The organism is Exiguobacterium sp. UBA1053 (genome assembly GCF_002316465.1).
In the GTDB taxonomy this organism is placed as follows: domain Bacteria; phylum Bacillota; class Bacilli; order Exiguobacteriales; family Exiguobacteriaceae; genus Exiguobacterium_A; species Exiguobacterium_A abrahamii.
The window spans coordinates 553,120-572,365 of record NZ_DCDO01000013.1 but is presented as its reverse complement, the minus strand read 5'-3'; the positions used below and the strand labels follow the sequence as shown (position 1 = coordinate 572,365).

The 19,246-nt window shown below is 46.4% G+C and carries 16 protein-coding genes and 1 other annotated feature; of the genes, 6 read left to right on the top strand and 10 right to left on the bottom strand.

Going from position 1 to position 19,246, the window contains the following annotated elements; all coding sequences use genetic code 11:
* Positions 1-128: 128 nt before the first annotated feature.
* Both B3G15_RS10615 and ccpA read left to right on the top strand, forming a co-directional pair.
* Positions 129-1,214 (top strand): bifunctional 3-deoxy-7-phosphoheptulonate synthase/chorismate mutase, encoded by a 1,086-nt coding sequence (locus B3G15_RS10615; protein ID WP_290720749.1) that lies wholly within the window; start codon positions 129-131, stop codon positions 1,212-1,214.
* Positions 1,215-1,372: 158 nt separating this feature from the next.
* The gene (gene ccpA / locus B3G15_RS10610; RefSeq protein ID WP_023469068.1) at positions 1,373-2,383 is read left to right on the top strand and encodes a catabolite control protein A; all 1,011 of its coding nucleotides are present in this window, start codon (positions 1,373-1,375) and stop codon (positions 2,381-2,383) included.
* 53 nt (positions 2,384-2,436) lie between these two features.
* Here ccpA and B3G15_RS10605 read toward each other — a convergent pair whose 3' ends face one another.
* The 4 genes from B3G15_RS10605 to B3G15_RS10590 form a co-directional block, all read right to left on the bottom strand.
* On the bottom strand, positions 2,437-3,192 hold the full coding sequence (locus B3G15_RS10605) for a FixH family protein (protein WP_156501819.1): 756 nt from the start codon (positions 3,190-3,192) through the stop codon (positions 2,437-2,439).
* A 105-nt stretch (positions 3,193-3,297) separates the two neighbouring features.
* A complete protein-coding gene (locus B3G15_RS10600; protein ID WP_290720743.1) occupies positions 3,298-4,491 on the bottom strand; it encodes an acetoin utilization protein AcuC in 1,194 nt (397 codons plus the stop codon).
* The gene (locus B3G15_RS10595) at positions 4,488-5,120 is read right to left on the bottom strand and encodes an acetoin utilization AcuB family protein (RefSeq protein WP_023469065.1); all 633 of its coding nucleotides are present in this window, start codon (positions 5,118-5,120) and stop codon (positions 4,488-4,490) included. The genes B3G15_RS10600 and B3G15_RS10595 overlap by 4 nt, the downstream gene beginning before the upstream one ends.
* Before the next feature lie 18 nt (positions 5,121-5,138).
* Entirely contained in the window at positions 5,139-5,771 is a 633-nt protein-coding gene (locus B3G15_RS10590; RefSeq protein WP_023469064.1) for a GNAT family N-acetyltransferase, read from the bottom strand.
* A 146-nt stretch (positions 5,772-5,917) separates the two neighbouring features.
* On the opposite strand from B3G15_RS10590, the gene acsA reads away from it, so the two are divergent.
* Positions 5,918-7,621, top strand: a complete 1,704-nt coding sequence (gene acsA, locus B3G15_RS10585) for an acetate--CoA ligase (RefSeq protein ID WP_290720738.1) — start codon at positions 5,918-5,920, stop codon at positions 7,619-7,621.
* A gap of 44 nt (positions 7,622-7,665) precedes the next feature.
* Here acsA and B3G15_RS10580 read toward each other — a convergent pair whose 3' ends face one another.
* Positions 7,666-10,206 (bottom strand): transglycosylase domain-containing protein, encoded by a 2,541-nt coding sequence (locus tag B3G15_RS10580; RefSeq protein WP_214858155.1) that lies wholly within the window; start codon positions 10,204-10,206, stop codon positions 7,666-7,668.
* A gap of 148 nt (positions 10,207-10,354) precedes the next feature.
* Positions 10,355-10,561: a binding site (T-box leader), on the top strand.
* A gap of 56 nt (positions 10,562-10,617) precedes the next feature.
* Here B3G15_RS10580 and tyrS point away from each other — a divergent pair.
* Entirely contained in the window at positions 10,618-11,865 is a 1,248-nt protein-coding gene (tyrS, locus tag B3G15_RS10575; RefSeq protein ID WP_029342350.1) for a tyrosine--tRNA ligase, read from the top strand.
* A gap of 45 nt (positions 11,866-11,910) precedes the next feature.
* On the opposite strand, the gene B3G15_RS10570 is transcribed toward tyrS, so the two are convergent.
* The 3 genes from B3G15_RS10570 to B3G15_RS10560 form a co-directional block, all read right to left on the bottom strand.
* Positions 11,911-12,438 (bottom strand): biotin transporter BioY, encoded by a 528-nt coding sequence (locus B3G15_RS10570; protein WP_023469060.1) that lies wholly within the window; start codon positions 12,436-12,438, stop codon positions 11,911-11,913.
* 153 nt (positions 12,439-12,591) lie between these two features.
* The gene (rpsD, locus tag B3G15_RS10565) at positions 12,592-13,191 is read right to left on the bottom strand and encodes a 30S ribosomal protein S4 (protein ID WP_023469059.1); all 600 of its coding nucleotides are present in this window, start codon (positions 13,189-13,191) and stop codon (positions 12,592-12,594) included.
* 233 nt (positions 13,192-13,424) lie between these two features.
* On the bottom strand, positions 13,425-13,910 hold the full coding sequence (locus B3G15_RS10560) for a GAF domain-containing protein (protein WP_023469058.1): 486 nt from the start codon (positions 13,908-13,910) through the stop codon (positions 13,425-13,427).
* Positions 13,911-14,133: 223 nt separating this feature from the next.
* Between B3G15_RS10560 and ezrA the strand changes: the two genes are divergently transcribed.
* Entirely contained in the window at positions 14,134-15,840 is a 1,707-nt protein-coding gene (gene ezrA, locus B3G15_RS10555; RefSeq protein ID WP_064299501.1) for a septation ring formation regulator EzrA, read from the top strand.
* Between the two features lie 67 nt (positions 15,841-15,907).
* Positions 15,908-17,467, top strand: a complete 1,560-nt coding sequence (locus B3G15_RS10550; RefSeq protein ID WP_290720725.1) for an amidohydrolase — start codon at positions 15,908-15,910, stop codon at positions 17,465-17,467.
* On the opposite strand, the gene B3G15_RS10545 is transcribed toward B3G15_RS10550, so the two are convergent.
* Together B3G15_RS10545 and B3G15_RS10540 are read right to left on the bottom strand one after the other, a co-directional pair.
* A complete protein-coding gene (locus B3G15_RS10545) occupies positions 17,459-18,226 on the bottom strand; it encodes a MerR family transcriptional regulator (protein WP_290720723.1) in 768 nt (255 codons plus the stop codon). The two genes, B3G15_RS10550 and B3G15_RS10545, sit on opposite strands and share 9 nt — an antisense overlap.
* A gap of 90 nt (positions 18,227-18,316) precedes the next feature.
* The gene (locus tag B3G15_RS10540) at positions 18,317-19,132 is read right to left on the bottom strand and encodes an NAD kinase (protein WP_023469054.1); all 816 of its coding nucleotides are present in this window, start codon (positions 19,130-19,132) and stop codon (positions 18,317-18,319) included.
* Between the last annotated feature and the right edge of the window lie 114 nt (positions 19,133-19,246).

Sequence of the window (19,246 nt, the reverse complement as noted above, 5' to 3'; positions counted from 1 at the left end):
TATATGAAAAAACGTAATTTATTTTCATATTTTAAGAAATCATGCAGCTTCTTTATGTACAACAGGGAAAGAGTTCGCTATAATTAGTTGCTATTACGAGCTATATGCTGATTAGGGAGTGGTAGGACATGGATCAACATGCAGAATTAAAAAGATTACGTGATGAACTCGATTTAGTGAATGCAGAATTATTGGAATTGATGAACAGACGCGGTCAAATTGCCGTTGAAATCGGAAAAGTCAAACGAGCACAAGGGCTTGATCGATACGACCCTGTTCGAGAACGTCAAATGCTCGAATCAATTGCCGCTAATAACCATGGACCTTTTGAAACAGGACGCCTTCAGCATGTATTTAAAGAAATTTTCAAAGCTTCTCTCGAATTACAAGGAGAAGATCGGACTCGGAAATTACTCGTATCACGGAAACAAAAACCGACGAATACGATCATCCGGATCGGAGATGCCGTCATCGGAGACGGTTCGCAACAATTAATCGCTGGACCGTGTGCGGTCGAGAGCGAAGAACAAGTATTTGAGATCGCGGAACAGCTCGCGAAACATGGCGTGAAGTTCATGCGAGGCGGAGCGTACAAACCACGTACATCGCCTTACGACTTCCAAGGTCTAGGACTCGAAGGTCTAAAGATGTTGAAAAAAGCAGCGGACGCGCACGGTTTGCATGTCATCACTGAAATCATGACACCGAGCGCCGTTGAATCTGCTTTACCATATGTCGACATCATCCAGGTCGGCGCACGCAATATGCAAAACTTCGATTTACTCAAGGAAGTCGGTCGTACGAATAAACCGGTTCTTTTAAAACGAGGTCTTTCTGCAACACTCGAGGAATTCATGTACGCGGCTGAGTACATCATGGCGAGTGGTAACGATCAAGTCATCTTATGTGAGCGTGGTATTCGGACGTATGAACGTGCAACACGGAACACGCTTGATATCTCAGCAGTTCCGATTCTGAAGCAAGAGACGCATCTCCCTGTCATGGTCGATGTCACGCACTCGACAGGACGTAAGGATTTACTCTTGCCAACAGCAAAAGCGGCATACGCGATTGGAGCAGACGCTGTCATGGTCGAAGTCCATCCGTTCCCAGCACTTGCGTTGTCTGATGCGAACCAACAACTCGATTTCCAAGAATTCGATACGTTCATCGAAAACTTGACGACTACCTTTCCGGCACTAAACGTTCAATGATTTCCGAAAAAGGGTAACCTAAAGCGAATGAAAACGTTTTACAATGAAGGAAGAATGGGAAAAGAAAACTATCTTTTCCTGTCTTCCTTTCGTGTTGCCTAAAAATGAAAACGAAATGAAAACACTTGAGATGGATCATACTAAAGGAGGAATTTGTTTTGAATAGTAATATTACGATTTACGATGTCGCGCGAGAGGCTGCTGTTTCGATGGCGACTGTATCGCGTGTCGTCAACGGAAACCCGAATGTCAAACCATCTACACGAAAGAAGGTCCAAGACGCAATCGAACAGCTTGGTTATCGTCCGAACGCTGTTGCCCGTGGACTGGCAAGTAAAAAAACAACGACGGTCGGTGTCATCGTGCCCGATATTTCGAACATCTTCTTTGCGGATTTAGCACGCGGGATTGAGGACGTCGCGACAATGTATAAATATAACATCATTTTATGTAACTCCGACCAAAATCGGGAAAAAGAGATTCATTTGCTCAATACATTACTCGGAAAACAGGTGGATGGAATCATCTTCATGGGCGGACGTTTGCATGAGGATCTCGTTCGTGAGTTCAAAACATCACCAGTTCCGATCGTTCTTGCTGCGACGTTGAATCAAGATTATGATCTTCCCGCCGTCAACATCGATTATGAGAGTGCTGCGCACGATGCTGTTAAGTCTTTGATCGACCGTGGACATGAACGGATTGGATTCATCACTGGACCACTCGAACAGCAAATCAATGGTGAAAAGAAATTTGCGGGTTATCGCCGAGCACTCGAAGAAGCAAATCTTCCGTTTAACGAGCAAAATGTCGTCCTTGGAAACTATACGTATGATTCAGGAATGAAGGCGATGAATCAATTGCTTGAACTTGGAGAAGATTGCCCACGCGCGATTTTTGCTGGAACGGATGAGATGGCTCTTGGTGTCATCCATGCCTTACAGGATGCTGGACATCGTGTACCGGAAGACTTCGAAGTTATCGGACACGATAACACACGTCTTGCGACGATGATTCGTCCGAAACTGACGACTGTCGTTCAACCGATGTATGATATCGGAGCAGTCTCGATGCGTCTATTGACGAAAATCTTGAACAAAGAAGAAATTGAAACGAACGATGTCACGTTACCACACCGAATCGAACAACGGGATTCGACACGTCCTTAATCGAAAAAACGTCTCTTCTCTCAAGCAAGCTGCTTGAAAAAAGAGACGTTTTTTTATTTCGCGACGGTAATAAGTTCATCTTGGTGATGGTGGAGTTTGTCATTTTCGACATGGAGTCGAACCGTCGTCTGACCAGGTGCAGTCAATGTCACTTTCCCGCTGTAGGCATCACCCTTTTTTTCTAGAGGAACGTAGTTATGCTTTTCAATGCCCGTTTCAATGACTTCCACTTGTACGTTCGCTTTTAGCGGTTTCCCATCGAGGAAAACATGAAAGGAGACGGGAAGTTCAGCACCAGCTTTCGCTTTTGTTGCGCCCATGTAATGGACAGACAGGCCATCGACGGCTTCGTGATCATGTCCATGCTCGTGCGATGCTTCCTCTTTTTCATGTGAATGATCCATGACGACGAATGAGATCTTATCCATATGATGGAGTCCTTTTTTATCATTGATATGATACAGTCCTTCATACTCACCTTCAGCAAGCTTAGCTTCTGCTTGATAAGAACCCGTCTTTTTCAAGGTTGCCTTGAACTTTTGATGGGCACCGTCTTGTTTTCCGGCTTCCCAAACTTCAAATGTCACGTCCTCAAGATTGACTGGTTTCTTTTGTTCGACAGCTGACGCTTTAAAAACAACTTTATCTTCTTCCATTGTCTTGGCCGGAACATTGACGTTGACCTCGACCGTCGGTTTTCCTGACCCTTGCATGTTATCGTGATCCATTGCCTGTTTTTCATTGCCGCACCCTGCGAGTACGATCCCCGTCGATAGAATAAGACCGGAATAAAGCCATGCCTTTTTCATGATGATTCCCCCAACTATTATTCATTTACTAAGTAAAAATTCCATATTTAGTATAGCAACAAGTTGTGAACTCCGAACGAAATAAATGTGAAGATATAAAGTCGATTAATCAACGGAGTAAGGGGAAGTCGCAGTCAATTGTTTCTTACGCTCATCGCTCACGAACGGCCAAATTAGTCGTTTAACAGTCTCCCAATTTTTTTCTTCGATTTCAGGTCGTCGCGGAATGGCGGGGTAGAGTGGTGTTGAATCATGCCAGTGTGTTGGTGGGGGTGTTTCTTGTCCACTCCAACGTTCTTGCCATGAAGTAGGAATCTCTCCACGAAACGGAGCTTGTCCGGTCATGGCAGCAAAAACTTGACTCCACGCGCGGGGGACGACACGATACCAGTCATAGCCACCGCCTCCTAAAGCAACGATTTTTCCATTCGTATATTTATTTGCTGCAGCGACGGCGATTTGAGGGATCTGCTCATAACTTTTCATCGTTAAGGATAAATGAGTCAATGGATCAAGCGCGTGTGCATCGGCACCATTTTGCGTAATGATGAGATCCGGTTGGAACAATTCACAGGCTTCAAAGAGTGCCGTCTCATAAGCGAGTAAAAACGAATCATCTTCCGTAAAGGCGTCCAGTGGCACGTTCCAGCTAAATCCATATCCTTCTTCAGACCCTCGTTCCGTCACCATTCCCGTTCCTGGAAACAAGTAGCGACCCGTCTCATGGAGAGACAATGTCATGACGTCCTTTCGATTATAAAAGGCCCATTGTACACCATCACCGTGATGAGCGTCCGTATCGACATAAAGAATTTTACAGTGATATTTTTCAATCATGGCTGCCATGGCGACAGCGGTATCGTTATAGACACAAAAACCAGAGGCACGCCCACGGAATCCGTGATGCAATCCGCCACCGATATGAAAGGTCCGTTTATATTGACCAGATAAGACGAGGTCACATGCTTCGATCGTGCCGCCGACAAGGAGAGAAGCGCCCGAATGCATCCCCTGGAACAAAGGGGTGTCTTCTGTCCCGAGACCATACATCTGTGCCTTGAGAGGCGTTAATGCTCCGGTCCCGGCTGCTTTGACGGCAGCAATATAATCCTGATCATGAACGAGTGACAATTCTTCATCAGTCGCATGACGTGGCGCGATACAAGGAATGTCATCTAATTGATGCATCGCTTCAAGCAAAGAAACCGTTAATTCGAGGCGAATCGGATTGAATGGATGTGTCTCCGAAAACCGATAAGTCGCCTCTTCAGGACTGTACAGATAGGCAAAATCCTTCATCTGCTCACATCCGGTCCAAGTACATCGAATCCTTCTTTGCGCAACTTTTCGATGATCCGAATCGGATTCATCGTCTGGACACGAAACGCAACGATCCGGACATACGGATCGTCTGTTGGATATACGAGTACATTTAAGATATTGATATTCGTTTTGGCAAGCAGTGCGGCAATCTTTGCTAATGTTCCAGCAGTGTTCTCAACACGGATTTCGATTTGAGAACTTGGTTCGAGTGCACCCGTCAATTGAACGAATGTCCGCAACAAATCCGTTTCCGTGACGACACCGACAAGGCGTCGACCGCGGACGATTGGCAGACACGTCAATCGGTATTCATAAAACAGCACAGCCGCATCTTCGAGAAAATCGAGCGGATGAGCAGTGACAGGACTTTCAATCATGATGCTTGAGACCGGATACTGTAGGTCTTGTTTTGCTGTATCCGGATGAAAGATACTACTTGCGCTTTGAATTTCCTTTAATCCGACAAGACCGACGAGTTCATGGCGGGCATTGACGACAAGAACATGACGAATCTGATGACGTTGCATGAGTTCGACCGCATGCGCGATGGAATTCGTCGGTTGCATCGTGATGCACGTCGTATTCATGATTTGTTCGATTAACATGACGATTCCTCCTCGAGCTCAGTCATACATGAAGCGTCTTCTCAAGCGTAGCGCATCAAAATGAGCGACGACTTCAGGTGAGACGTGTTTTCCAATACGTGCCATCAGGCAGTTGGCAGGATGGGAGGCGATTTCCGGATCGTCGGTCGGGAAGAAGACAAGACCACCATGGTTCATCATCTTCTCCATGATCTTTCGGTAATCCCAGACCGATAGTCCGCTCCCTTTTAGGTCCCAATGCCAATAATATTCAGTCGTTAAAATCAAATAGTGTTCCATAGCAGGATCGAGCATAGAGATTTCAAGCAATTTTTTACCGATCTGTTGTCCGCGGAACCGAGAGGAGACTTCGATCGCTCCGAGTTCCAAGATGTACGGATTGTTTCCTTCGCTCCACGTTTCATAAGGATCAGGGTATAAGTAAGTCACATAACCGATGATTTCCGTTCCTTGACGAGCGACGATGATCCGTCCTTCCTCAAGGTCTGCAATCTCAACGAGTGCTTGATGTTGTTCAGCGGGTGGACGAAAAGCCGTCAACCCTGAATCGAGTGTATACGTTGCTAGTGTTTGACTCGGTACGGGACCTTCGATGTCAACAGGACCGAGTGATGTTTCATGCGTCCGATGATTGAATTGTTTTTCAAACATGTAAGCGTCACCACCTTCCTATTCATTATAGACGAAAGCGCTTGAGCAAAGAGAGGGATTTTTTAACAAATTGACGGCAAATGGATTGAACTGACGGATAACTAGCTTATAATAAAGAGGAAAACATAGAAGGGGAGGAACGAGACATGAAAGTTTTGAAAGCGCTTCCGGGGAAGCATTGGTTAGCAGAGTATGATGAAACGAACACGTACGACTGGAAAGATGCTGAGCAGTACTTTTCATGGGCGACAACGGGGAAAGTCAACATGGCTCATGAAGCAATCGACCGCCACGCAGAAGGCGAGCGGGCGAACAAGGATGCGCTGATCTATTTCGATGGAACGACGGAACAACGATTCACATATGCAGATATGAAACGATTGACGAATAAAGCGGCAAACGTATTAGTCGATGCAGGGGTCAAAATGGGTGACCGTATTTTCATCTTCATGCCACGTTCACCGGAATTGTATTTTGCCTTGCTTGGCGCACTGAAGGTAGGCGCAATCGTCGGTCCGTTATTTGAAGCATTCATGGAACAAGCGGTCCGTGATCGCTTGCTTGATTCTGAAGCGAAGTTACTCGTGACGACGAAGGCATTGCTCCCACGTGTTCCAGTTGGGGAACTGGAATCACTTGAAAAAGTAGTACTTGTCGACGAAGATATCGAAGAATCGGACACATTACTCGATTTCCGCAAAGCGTTCGAGCAAGCATCCGATGTATTCGAACCGGTCTGGTTAGATCGTGAAGACGGATTGATCCTGCACTACACTTCAGGATCGACAGGGAAGCCGAAAGGTGTGCTCCACGTTCAAAATGCGATGATTCAGCACTTGATGACAGGTCGCTGGGTACTTGATCTCCAAGAAGATGATATCTACTGGTGTACGGCTGACCCGGGATGGGTCACAGGAACAAGTTACGGTATCTTCGCACCATTCTTGAATGGCGCGACGAACATCGTCGTCGGTGGACGCTTCAATCCGGATTTCTGGTACAGTGTCATTGAGAAGTACAAGGTAACGGTCTGGTATAGCGCACCAACGGCTTTCCGGATGTTGATGGGAGCGGGAGCGGATGTTGCAAATCATCATGATCTCTCAAGTCTTCGTCATGTATTGTCTGTCGGCGAACCGTTGAACCCAGAAGTCATTCGTTGGGGGAAAGAAGCCTTTGATCAACGGATTCATGATACATGGTGGATGACGGAGACAGGCGCGATGATGATTTGTAACTACAAGTCGATGGACATCAAACCGGGATCGATGGGGAAACCGATTCCAGGAACTCAGGCTGCGATCATTGATGATCAAGGAAATGAGTTACCGCCATTCCGAATGGGGAACCTTGCTTTAAAAACACCATGGCCATCGATGATGCGTCAAATTTGGAACAATCCGCAGAAATATGAATCGTATTTCTTTAAAGGATGGTATGTCTCAGGGGATTCTGCCTATATGGATGACGAAGGTTACTTCTGGTTCCAAGGACGTGTCGATGATGTCATCATGACGGCTGGAGAACGGGTTGGTCCGTTCGAAGTCGAAAGTCGTCTCGTCGAGCACCCAGCTGTCGCAGAAGCCGGTGTCATCGGGAAACCAGATCCAGTCCGCGGTGAAATCATCAAGGCGTTCATTGCCTTGCGTGATGGTTACGAGCCGACGGATGAACTAAAACAAGAAATCCAAGCATTCGTCAAAGAGGGGCTGGCTGCTCACGCGGCACCGAGAGAAATCGATTTCCGGGATAAATTGCCGAAGACACGAAGTGGTAAAATCATGCGCCGTGTCCTGAAAGCATGGGAGTTGAATCTTGAAACAGGTGATCTGTCGACGATGGAAGATTAAACAAAAAAGGATGAATCACCGTGGCAGGTGATTCATCCTTTTTATTAGTTTTCAGAAGCAGCATCGTTTTTCTTTTCATCTTGTTTCTTCTGTTGTTCTTGCTGTTTCTTAGCGTCCGCTTCTTTTTTCTTAGCATCAGCTTCTTTTTTCTTAGCGTCCGCTTCCGCTTTCTTTTTTGCCTCTGCTTCGGCTTTTGCTTTTGCATCGGCAGCACGCTTGGCGTCGTCGGCTGCTTTTTTCTTAGCATCAGCTTCTGCTTTTTCTTTCGCCTGATCTTGTTCTTTCTGTTGCTCTTCTTTTTTCTGTGCGTCTGCTTCTTTTTTCTTTTCTTCTGCTTCTTTCTTTTTCTTCGCTTCGGCTTTTTTCTTTGCCTCTTCCGCTTTTTTCTTCTTATCTTCTTCTTTGAAGCGACCACTGTTCTTAAAGTCGTTTGCTGTTACAGAAGATGGTTGTGTGAAGCGGGCACCGGATTTGAAGTAACTACTGTTCGCGGCATACGTCGCATTCGCCATTTGTGACCACAGCGTTTGTGTTCGTTGGTAATACGTCGTTGGACCGATGAGCGAGTTGTTCTGATCGTGTCCTGTCCAAACGGCAAGCGTCACACCAGGAGTGGAACCGACAAGGTAAGAGTCTTTGACATCGTTCGTCGTACCTGTCTTACCAGCCCAATCTCCAGGAACGTTCAATCGATCTTTTGCAAACGTTGCTGTACCTTTTGAGAAGACGCCACGCATCATATCAAGCGTCAGGTAAGCTGTTCGTGGTTCATAAATTCGTTTTTTCTTCGGTTTTGCTTTATAGATATCTTTTCCGTCTTTCGTAATTTTCGAAATGACGTATGGTTGCACGAATTCACCATAGTTGGCGAGTGTCGCGTAAGCACCAGCAAGTTCGACCGGTGTAATCTCCATCGTTCCGAGTGCCGCCGAAGGAGCATAACGAATCGCATCCGGTACTTCAACACCCATATCGACGAGTTTTTGAATCGAGTTCGACATGTTCATCTTCTCGTAAATCTTAACGGCAGGTACGTTTAATGAGAGTTCAAGTGCTGTACGAACCGTCACGTTTCCACGATAACGTCCACCTTCGTTCTTGATCGGACGATCACCTGGTTGACGTGGTACGGTCTGGTAGTAGTACTCTTCATCATTGACGGTAGATGCCGGAGTGATCAAACGATTTTCAATCCCGTTCGAGTAGACGAGAATTGGTTTTGCCGTTGACCCGATTTGACGTTTCGCTTGGAATGCTCGGTTAAAATCATCGGCTTTTCCATCAAGGTAACGTCCACCAACGAATCCGAGGATACGCCCCGTCTCATTCTGAACCATGACTGCTGCTGTTTCTTCTGGATCTTGTTTCGAAACGGTTTTTTTCGTTTTTGGATCGACGACTTGTTTGTACTGCATGCCACCAGGGAAGTTCCCGTTGTTCTTCGCAGGTTGTTGCATCGATTCATGAATTTTTTTATCTAGCGTCATGTGAACTTTGTATCCACCTTGACGGAGTGCAACCAGTGCTTGATCTTGATAGTTTGCCCGGACTTCTGCCAGTTCAGACGGTTTGACTTCGTCTTCTTTCACACCATCTTGTTTCATCAAGTACTTCGTCATGATCTTCGTCGCTTCACGTTCTGCTAAATCATAGACATACGGATACGTGTCACGCGAACGTTTCGACTGTTTCGCGAAGTCTTTCGTGATGTCGTGTTTGATTGCTTTTTCATATTGTTCTTTTGTAATGTTTTTTGCAACATACATCCGCTTCAACACGGTCTTCATCCGATTGACACTTGGCGTCAAGTCTTTTTTGACGACACCACCTTGTAGATAAGGTGTGTAGTAGTAAGGGTTTTTCGGAATACCAGCGAGGAAAGCTGCTTGTGGTAACGTCAGTTTTTTCGCTGATTTGTTGAAGACCCCTTGGGAAGCAGCTTCGATACCAGCGATGTTACGCCCGAGTGAATTTCGTCCGAATGAGACGACATTCAAGTATGCCTGTAAAATTTCATCTTTTGACATCGCATTTTCAAGGCGGAGCGCTAAGATGATCTCTTTTGCTTTCCGTTCGAATGAAACTTCGTTCGTAAGGATTTGGTTTTTAATTAATTGTTGTGTCAGCGTACTTCCGCCGGTGCGTGACGCTGAATTCGTCAATTCTTGTAAGACTGCTCGTAAAGTCGCTTTTGGAACGACTCCATCATGTTGATAAAAATCTACGTCTTCCGTTGATAGAAGCGCATCAATTAAATAAGGGGAGATGTTCTTGATATCGACCGGCTGACGTTCTTCATCCGTTGAGATGTTCGTCAGCTTTTCGCCACTTCCCCAATAAATTTGACTTGTCACCGCATAACTGTTCACTTCTTGTTTCATCTCAGTCAAAGGTGGGGCTTTCGTATCTTTGACGAGGGAAGCGAAATATCCTCCAGCCGCTCCGACAGAGAAGCTGCCGATGAGAAGGACTGCTATGATGAGGAATAAAATGATGTTCCACGAAACATCGTATGTGATATTCGACCAGTGCCGAACGGCTTTCGTCCGGGGGTGATTCCAAAACTTGAACCAGTTCTCGCGCATAAATGATCTCCTTTGCATCTTAAACTTAGGTGTAAATTAATATTAAATCACAGATAGACGTATTATACCATAAATCCACCAGTGAAATCGGACTTGACAGCGGATTCGTCTTCGACGTATCATGAAACCATCTTATTTTCATATACTACGTTAAACAGTGATCGGAATACAGTAGTAAGTCACTCCCTGTGACAGAGACCTAGTGGTGCTGCGAACTAGGACACAGTGAACTTACGAATTACGCTTCCAGGAGTTTCTTGAGAAATCAAGCGGTCCGTCCCGTTATCGACGAACCAAGTGGTCCTTTTATGTAAAGGGCAATCAGGGTGGTACCACGGAATCTTCCGTCCCTTCGTCTTAGACGAAGGGGCGGTTTTTTATTGTTAAAAGTGAACTTTAGGAGGAAACACAATGACGTTATTAGAGGATTTAGAATTTCGCGGTTTAATTAACCAAATGACGGATGAAGAAGGATTGAAGACATTACTCGAGACACCAACGACGCTTTACACAGGCTTTGATCCAACAGCTGATTCATTGCATATCGGACACTTGTTGCCGATCTTAGTCTTAAAACGATTCCAACAAGCAGGTCACCATGTCGTAGGTCTCGTTGGTGGAGCAACGGGAATGATCGGAGACCCGAGTGGTCGCGCAACAGAACGTTCGTTGAATACATCGGATATCGTCGAAGAGTTCGCGAATCGGATTAAGGACCAGTTGTCACGTTTCTTACCGCTTGAAGGGGAAAACCCGGTCACGATCGCCAATAACTTGGACTGGACGAAAGATTTGACGATCATCGATTTCTTACGCGATATCGGAAAACACTTCCCGGTCAGTTACATGCTTGCGAAAGATTCTGTTGACTCACGCCTTCAAAACGGGATCTCATTCACTGAGTTCTCATACATGTTACTTCAATCGTTTGACTTTTTGAAACTCTACGAAGACAAAGGGTGCCGCCTTCAAGTCGGAGGAAGTGACCAATGGGGGAACATCACAGCAGGGATGGAATTGATTCGTCGTGCGGGTCATGAAGAAAAAGCATTCGGTTTGACGGTACCGCTTGTTACAAAAGCAGACGGTCAGAAATTCGGTAAGACAGCAGGTGGTGCGGTTTGGCTAGACGCTGACAAAACGTCACCGTACGAGTTCTACCAATTCTGGTTCAACGTTGACGATCTTGACGTCATCAAGTTCTTAAAATACTTCACGTTCTTAACGCACGAAGAACTCGACGCGCTCGCAGAAGAAGTCAAGGCAGCACCAGAGAAGCGTGTCGCGCAACGTCGTCTTGCAGAAGAGATGACCGTTCTCGTCCATGGTGAAGAAGGTCTGACACAAGCACAACGTATTACGACGGCACTCTTTAGTGGAGATATTAAATCGTTGCAAGTCGAAGATATCGAAGATGCGTTCAAAGGAATGCCACGCTTTACACTCGGTGAAGCGACAAACCTCGTCGACGTTCTCGTTGAGGCGAAGATCAGTCCGTCAAAACGTCAAGCACGTGAAGACGTCACGAACGGTGCAATCTACCTAAACGGAGAACGCGAGCAAGATTTAACGAAAGAAATCACGGAAGCTGATGCAATCGGTCGCTTTACGATCGTACGTCGCGGAAAGAAAAAATACTTCGTCGTCGAGCATGCTTGATGATATACGAAACGCTCCCTGCACTTAGATGCAGAGAGCGTTTTTTTAAGCTGTTCGGAATAAACGGAGTGGCAACAAGCGAACGGCAATCGTCGTGGCAATGACAGCTTTGATCGTATCCCATAAGACGAAAGGATAGTTAATCGCAAAAGCATCTTTGAACGATAGATCGAGTACAGCCATTAGACCAAATGTTCCAAGCAAGTAGACTAAACCAAGACCAAAGACGATCATCCCGATGAAGAGGGGAACGAAGCGACGCGTTTTTTCAGCAACAAGACCGATGAAGAATCCAGCAATCGGAAAGGCAATCAAATAACCAACGGTTGGTCCGACGAATGGGGCTAGCCCGCCTTTTCCGCCAAGCACCGGTAGACCAGCTGCTGCGAGTAATAAGAAAATCAAGACAGCGAGTCCACCACGTTTTCCACCGAGAATCGCGCTGACCGTCATGATTGCGAGCATCTGGAGCGTGATCGGAACAGCGCCGACAAGTTGAATTTGTGGCAAAGAGCTGACGGCTGCGATGATGGCAGCACCAAGGGCAATGAATGTTAAATCTCTTGTTTTCATGAATGAAGTCCTCTTTTCTATTTGTGTTAACTATGTATATTTAAAGGTTAACACAAACGAATGAATGACGTCACTCTTTTTTTAAGACCAGGTATACATTTTAGTCATAGGCATAAAAAAAGCACCCACCGAAGTGAGTGCTGGAACAATCGATTAACGTGAGTAGTACTCGACGACGAGTTGTTCTTGGATTTGATCGTTCAATTCAGAACGCTCAGGAAGACGGACGAACGTTCCTTCGAGCTTCTCAGCATCGAAAGTAACGAAGTCTTTAGTTGCTGGAGCAACTTCGAGTGCTTCTTTGATAACGACAAAGTTCTTCGATTTTTCGCGAACTGAGATCGTTTGACCTGGTTTCACGCGGAATGATGGGATATCAACGCGTTGTCCATCAACTTGGATGTGACCGTGGTTGACGAGCTGACGAGCAGCACGACGTGTACGAGCCATACCCATACGGTAAACGACGTTATCAAGACGTGCTTCGAGTAAGAACATGAAGTTCTCACCGTGGATACCAGGCATTTTGCCAGCATCGTTGAAGATACGGTTGAATTGGCGTTCGTTTACTCCGTACATGTGACGAAGTGTTTGCTTCGCTTGAAGTTGAAGACCGTACTCAGATACTTTACGACGGCTGTTACCGTGTTGACCTGGTGCGTAAGGGCGTTTTGCGATTTCTTTTCCTGTTTCAGTAAGTGAGATACCGAGACGACGTGAGAGTTTCCAAGCTGGACCTGTATAGCGAGCCATAATAAGACTCCTCCTTATTGTTCGTTATTATTTGCATAAAAATAATAACGCCATCAAACCCACATTACGCCCATTTCATGATGTGGCACCCTCGCTTGATAGCAAAGTTACACGATGCCCCTCCGGTTATTCACCGAGTCATGAAATGTGATACGTAAGCGATTTGACCGCTATCGTTATCATTTCTGCACTTTTACAAGTATACGGTGTGGACAATCGACTGTCAATCAGAATTACAGATGGCGAAGCAGTGTCGTACAGAATGCTTCTAGACCAGCTTGATCGACTTCGTCGAAACGGTTGAATTCTGGGCTGTCGATATCGAGGACACCGATCGTTTGTCCGTCTTTGACGAGTGGAATGACGATTTCTGAATTCGAAGCCGCGTCACATGCGATGTGACCTGGGAACTGATGCACATCTTCGATTCGTTGTGTCGTCTGTTCTGCTGCGGACGTTCCGCAGACACCACGACCGAATGGAATACGGACGCATGCTGGAAGTCCTTGGAACGGTCCGAGGACGAGTTGGTTTTGCTCCGTATCCGTCAAATAGAAGCCGACCCAGTTGATACGGTCGAGGAACTGGTTGAGCAACGCGCTCGCATTCGATAAGTTTGCAACTTGATTGTCTTCTCCCATTAATAGTGCATCGAGTTGTTTTGAGAGCATGTCGTATTGTTTCGTCCGGTCACCTTCATATGTCTTTGTTTCGAACATAATAAAAATTCCTCCCGTGAAAAGCGTATTTTTTTTAGTTTAACGAGTTTTCGCGTAGCTGACAAACAATTGATTTTTGGAAAAAGGATTTAAAACAGCGGAAGAAATCAGGAAAAGCCCTTGTAAATCTATGCAAAACGGTTGCGCTATACTATTATAAGGATAAGATTATTGCGATTTAGAGAAAATCTAAAGTCGTAGGACAGAGTGGAGGTCGTGACAAATGTGGGCATGGGTGATCGGAGTCATCGTCATCGTATTACTCGTCATGCTGTTTAGCATGATCAGTCGAAAAAAATACTACACGAAAATCGATGAACTTGATATGCGCAAACAAGGCATCGTCAGTGCATCGATTCCAAAGGAGTTGCAGGACTTAAAGCAACTACCGATGGCGGGTGAGACGGAGACGAAGTTCAGCTCCTGGCATCAAGCGTGGGAAGAGTTATTAACGGTCCACGTCGCCCAAATCGATGAGACCCTTTACCGGGCAGAGGAAGCGCTCGATAAATATCGGTTCATCGCCGTCAAGAATGACCTCGAAGTAACGGAACAATTGATTGCAGAACTCGAAGGGTTGATCGATGAGATGCTCGTCGAGATGTCGACGTTCAAAACGAATCAATCGGTTCTAGCCGAACTGAAAGCGCAAGGGGAAGCCGATTCAGGGCAAGTTCGGAAATCATTATTGATTCAAGCGAACTCATTTGGTCCGGCGCTTGCGCGTCTAGAAGAACGAAGTGAACAAATCGATGCGCACTGGAATGAGATGTGTCAGTACGAAGCTTCAGGTGAAGTGACGAAGGCGTATGAAACAAGCTTGCTACTCGAGCAAGAAGTAGCAACGACGCGTCAACTCGTCGAACTTGTACCGAAACAATGGAAGATTCTTGCTCATGAATTACGTCAACGGATTGATCAGCTCGGAGCAGGCTATAAGGAAATGTCGTTAGATGGGTATCCACTTGAACCACTCGGTCTCCAATCCGAGATCAAACGGTTCGAGGAACAACGCCTGAGCCTTTCTGAAAAAATCGAAATGCTAGAAGTCGATGGTTTGGAAGAGGCGATTCAACAGTTATCAGCCGATGTGGATCAAATGTATGATACGTTCCGTCGTGAGGTCGATGCGCGTCATCAAGTGAAAAAAGAAAACCAATTCTTGAAACAAAAAGCGCTACGGATGCGTGAACGGATTCATCAATTGGCACAAGAGTTCAGTATCTTACGTGAAAAATATGAAATCTCAGCAGATTTAGGGATTCACTATGAAACGATTCAGCGTGACGAAGAGCTGCTCTTTGAAGCAGCGAAAGATCTTGATGAGTCGATTGCCGGAAAAATCATCCCGTTCAGTATGCTCGAAGATCAGATGCGCGATGCGATTCGCCTCGAAGAACAGTTGATGATTCAGTACGAACGCTTTACGGTCGAACTCCAGGCACTTCGAAAAGAAGAGACGGAAGTTCGCGAACGAATCGTCGAATGGCGTCATCAGCTGTCGCAGACACGCCTCCGTCTGAAACGACTCGGATTACCGAACTTACCGGCTGAGGTGGAAGAAGCGCTCCGAAATGCGAATCGTTCACTGCAGACGCTTGAAACACGGCTCGAAGAGTTACCGTTTAACGTTCGATCGATCGTCGCACAAAGTCAAGACGTCCAAGAAACGTTTAAACATGTGCAAGAACGGTTAGATACATTAGTGTTCGAAGTCACGTATGCCGAACGGCTCGTCCAGTATGCGAACCGGTACCGTCGCCACGACAACGAGATACATATGTCGCTGACGATCGCGGAAACGAAGTTCTTAGCGGGAGACTATGAACGAACGATTGTCTTAGCGGAACGTGTCCTAAATGAATACGATCCGGCCGCGATCGAACGTATTAAACGGTCGTGTGCACCAGAAGAAACATTGCACGTTTAAATCAGGATCGACAATTCAGGGTGACCGTCATGGTCACCCTATTTTTGTAAAAAGAGGAGTGAGTGGAATGGGAACACTATACGTAAACGGATTGATTCGAACGATGGCACACGAAGAGGATGTCCATTCAGCGATGTTCGTCGAGAAAACGCGGATCATCGCGATGGGGGAGGAAGGAAAGCTACGCCGCCGTTTCGGTAGACGTATTGATCAGATTTACGATTTGAACGGAAAAGCTGTATATCCAGCCTTTACAGATGCGCATATTCATCTGATCGGTTACGGGGAAGCGATCAATCGTGTCGATGCCTCGCGTTATACGACGCTTGAAGCGTTAGGACAAGCTTTTCTCAAGGCGGAACCAGTCAATGGAATCCATGTGGCAGAAGGCTATGACGAAACGAAGCTTGATCGTGCACCGACGAAGGCGTGGCTCAATCAGTTGTTCCCTGACGCACCTGCCTTGTTGAAACGAACAGACCGGCATACAGCACTTGTCAACGATGTCTTATTCCAACAGCTCGGATATAAAGCGTCGACTGTCATCGAAGGTGGAAAGGTCGGTTTATCGGATAATGGAGAAGCTGACGGATTCTTGTACGATGCGGCGCTTGAACCTTTATATGCGTTACAAGCTGGAAACTTGGAGCGGAATAAAGCGTCCCTTCGATCAGCGATTAAGAACTTATACCAATATGGCATCATTGCGGCACACACAGAAGACTTGTCGTATCACGGGGATGTCGCGGACATTTTGCAAGCTTATAAGGAAGTGACGCAAGAGACAGGCTTCCATACGCATCTGCTCGTGCATCATCTTGTCATCGATGAGTTCGTGCAACAACAACCTACTTTACCGTCAACGATGTCAATCGGTGCGATGAAACTGTTCGTCGATGGCGCGCTCGGAGGACGAACAGCTCTTCTCGGTCGTGGTTATTCCGATGATCCGACGACACGCGGCATCGAAGTGCATACGCCAGAACAACTCGAACAACTCGTCAAACGCGCACGTAGTTACGGATTCACAGTCGCGGCACACGTCATCGGTGATTTAGCGATCGAGCGGTTCGTACAGGTGCTCGAGAAGTACCCGGCACCAAAAGGAAAACGAGATCGCATCATTCATGCGACGGTCGTCCGACCAGAAACGCTTGCGCGAATTCGGAAATTACCGGTCTTGATTGATGTTCAACCAGTCTTTTTATTGGATGACGCCGACTTCATCGTCGATCGACTCGGCTTGAACCGCTTAGACTGGAGTTATCGCTTACGTTCGTTAGCTGAGACCGGCGCACTATTGTGCGGCGGAGCAGATGCACCGATCTCTGACCCCGATGTCCGGCGGTCGCTTTATGCAGCGACGGAAGGAATGGCAGGGCGTGTCAATAAGACGAACGAGACGTTATCGATGTTTGAAGCCTTGTTGCTCTTTACGAAAAATCCACATCTCGCGACGGAAACACACGGTCGAAAAGGATTGCTCTTACCAGGCTATGATGCCGACTTCGTCATCTTTGAAGAAGACTTCTATCGCTTGCGTGGGGAAGCCATCTTGAATAACCGTTTGGTCGAGACAGTCCAAGCTGGAAAAACCGTTTATCAGGCGGAAGCCGCGTTAGTGTGATGTTTGCGCATAGTGTGAAATAGCTTCCGAATAGAACGTCGAAAGTCCGGGTGCATACGCATCGTAATAGGCACGAAATCGTTCGTCAGACACATACATCTGACCGAGTGAGGCAAAGAGAGATAATGCGCACGGGTAATAGTACGTATCGATGAAATCATGTTGTTCTTTGACGACTTGTTGAACGTCCGGATCCGTCGTCGCGTGCCCGTCGCGGTAAAGGGTCGTCAAGCGCTGATCGAGTTGCTTATGCATGCTGCTCAGTTGTTCTTTCTCTTTCGGTGTTCGTTGTTGTTGTCTTTTTGCACTGATTCGATAGGCGTCAGTGTCACCGTAGTGTTGCTGGACTTCATCTGCATGTTGCTTTTCATGCGTAACGATTTCTTCGTGGCGCAAACCGCGGAATAATTGTTCGTCTTTCATCGGGAGTCCTCCTTTTAAGGTGAGTAATGTCTGTTCAGCGAGTCGAGCAAGCATTTGATAATGCGAAGCTTTTTCTTGAAGGAGTGCAATCTGCTTTTTCAGTGTCGTATGATGATTGGGATCAGATTGCGTGAGTAATCTTTGGATTTCTGACAGTGGGAAATCAAGAGAACGGTAGAGCAGGATTTGTTGTAAACGTAAAAGATCCTCCCTGCTGTAACTTCGGTGACCAGCATCGGTGCGCTTTGGCACGAGGAGACCGATCGTCTCATAATGATAGAGTGTTCGTTTTGTGACGCCGGTCAGTTTGGCGATTTCCTGAGTGGAATACATCATTTGTGTACCTCCTTTGATTGGAGTATAAAGGGTGACGTAACGGGAGACGCAATAAAAAAATCTGCCCCGAGGAGGCAGATTTTTTTATTGTCATAAGAACGAGCGTTGAATCTTATGCCAAAATGTATTGTTCGTCAATTTGACGGTTTTCAGTTCTTTTTCAGAAAGCTGGATATCGACTGAATCTGTTCGTGTGAGACTGAGTGCTTCGTTATCCATCCCGATGATCGGATAGTCGTTTCCGTCCTCGATGATGCGTAACGAAAGTTTCCGTCCACGGTTTAATAGGAAAGCAGAACCGAGTGTCCGGTACCGGTTGTTGTTGACGGAAGCAATTTCGCTGACTTGAAGACAATGGATCAACGGATCGACGATCGCACCAGAGAGTGACTTATTATAAGCCGTAGAACCCGTCGGTGTTGAGATGACCATTCCATCCCCACGGAATGTCTCAAACAGGAAGTCGTCGATATAGACTTCGATCGCAAGTGATTTGATGATGCTCGACTTCACGGAACATTCATTCAGACAGAGCATCGGTGGTCCACCGTTGATGGATGCTTCGAGCAGTGGATAACGACGTACTTCGATTTCACCATCCGAGACACGGTTGCCTGTCTCTTTAAAGATGGCTTCGACCGCAGAAAGATCATTGATATCAAAATCACAGTAGAACGAGTTTGGTCCTTCAGCGAATCCAACATAGATCGCATCATCACGGAAACCTGTGAAGCGTGCCGCTTGCAAGAAAGCCCCATCTCCACCAATCGAGACGATGATGTTTGCTTGTCGGTGATCTTGGACGACGTTCAGTCCGTATCGTGTACCGACATCAATCAACTTTCGCACCTGCGTCTCGTGTCTTTGTGTATTTCGGTAGTACAGGTAGACATTATTTCGAGCCATGGTCAATTCCCCCTTGAAAGCGTTTCATGAACTCTTTCATTATACCTGTTTTTTGGAAAGACGGGTACTGAAGTCCATCAATTATGGCAGAATGCTTGCCATCTTCGCGGATCA

Excerpts from the sequence above, each read along its gene's own strand:
- B3G15_RS10615 (WP_290720749.1), top strand. The coding sequence starts at position 129 with ATGGATCAACATGCAGAATTAAAAAGATTACGTGATGAACTCGATTTA.
- B3G15_RS10605 (WP_156501819.1), bottom strand. The coding sequence starts at position 3,192 with ATGAAAAAGGCATGGCTTTATTCCGGTCTTATTCTATCGACGGGGATC.
- B3G15_RS10600 (WP_290720743.1), bottom strand. The coding sequence starts at position 4,491 with ATGAAGGATTTTGCCTATCTGTACAGTCCTGAAGAGGCGACTTATCGG.
- B3G15_RS10595 (WP_023469065.1), bottom strand. The coding sequence starts at position 5,120 with ATGTTAATCGAACAAATCATGAATACGACGTGCATCACGATGCAACCG.
- B3G15_RS10590 (WP_023469064.1), bottom strand. The coding sequence starts at position 5,771 with ATGTTTGAAAAACAATTCAATCATCGGACGCATGAAACATCACTCGGT.
- acsA (WP_290720738.1), top strand. The coding sequence starts at position 5,918 with ATGAAAGTTTTGAAAGCGCTTCCGGGGAAGCATTGGTTAGCAGAGTAT.
- B3G15_RS10580 (WP_214858155.1), bottom strand. The coding sequence starts at position 10,206 with ATGCGCGAGAACTGGTTCAAGTTTTGGAATCACCCCCGGACGAAAGCC.
- tyrS (WP_029342350.1), top strand. The coding sequence starts at position 10,618 with ATGACGTTATTAGAGGATTTAGAATTTCGCGGTTTAATTAACCAAATG.
- B3G15_RS10570 (WP_023469060.1), bottom strand. The coding sequence starts at position 12,438 with ATGAAAACAAGAGATTTAACATTCATTGCCCTTGGTGCTGCCATCATC.
- rpsD (WP_023469059.1), bottom strand. The coding sequence starts at position 13,191 with ATGGCTCGCTATACAGGTCCAGCTTGGAAACTCTCACGTCGTCTCGGT.
- B3G15_RS10560 (WP_023469058.1), bottom strand. The coding sequence starts at position 13,910 with ATGTTCGAAACAAAGACATATGAAGGTGACCGGACGAAACAATACGAC.
- ezrA (WP_064299501.1), top strand. The coding sequence starts at position 14,134 with ATGTGGGCATGGGTGATCGGAGTCATCGTCATCGTATTACTCGTCATG.
- B3G15_RS10550 (WP_290720725.1), top strand. The coding sequence starts at position 15,908 with ATGGGAACACTATACGTAAACGGATTGATTCGAACGATGGCACACGAA.
- B3G15_RS10545 (WP_290720723.1), bottom strand. The coding sequence starts at position 18,226 with ATGATGTATTCCACTCAGGAAATCGCCAAACTGACCGGCGTCACAAAA.
- B3G15_RS10540 (WP_023469054.1), bottom strand. The coding sequence starts at position 19,132 with ATGGCTCGAAATAATGTCTACCTGTACTACCGAAATACACAAAGACAC.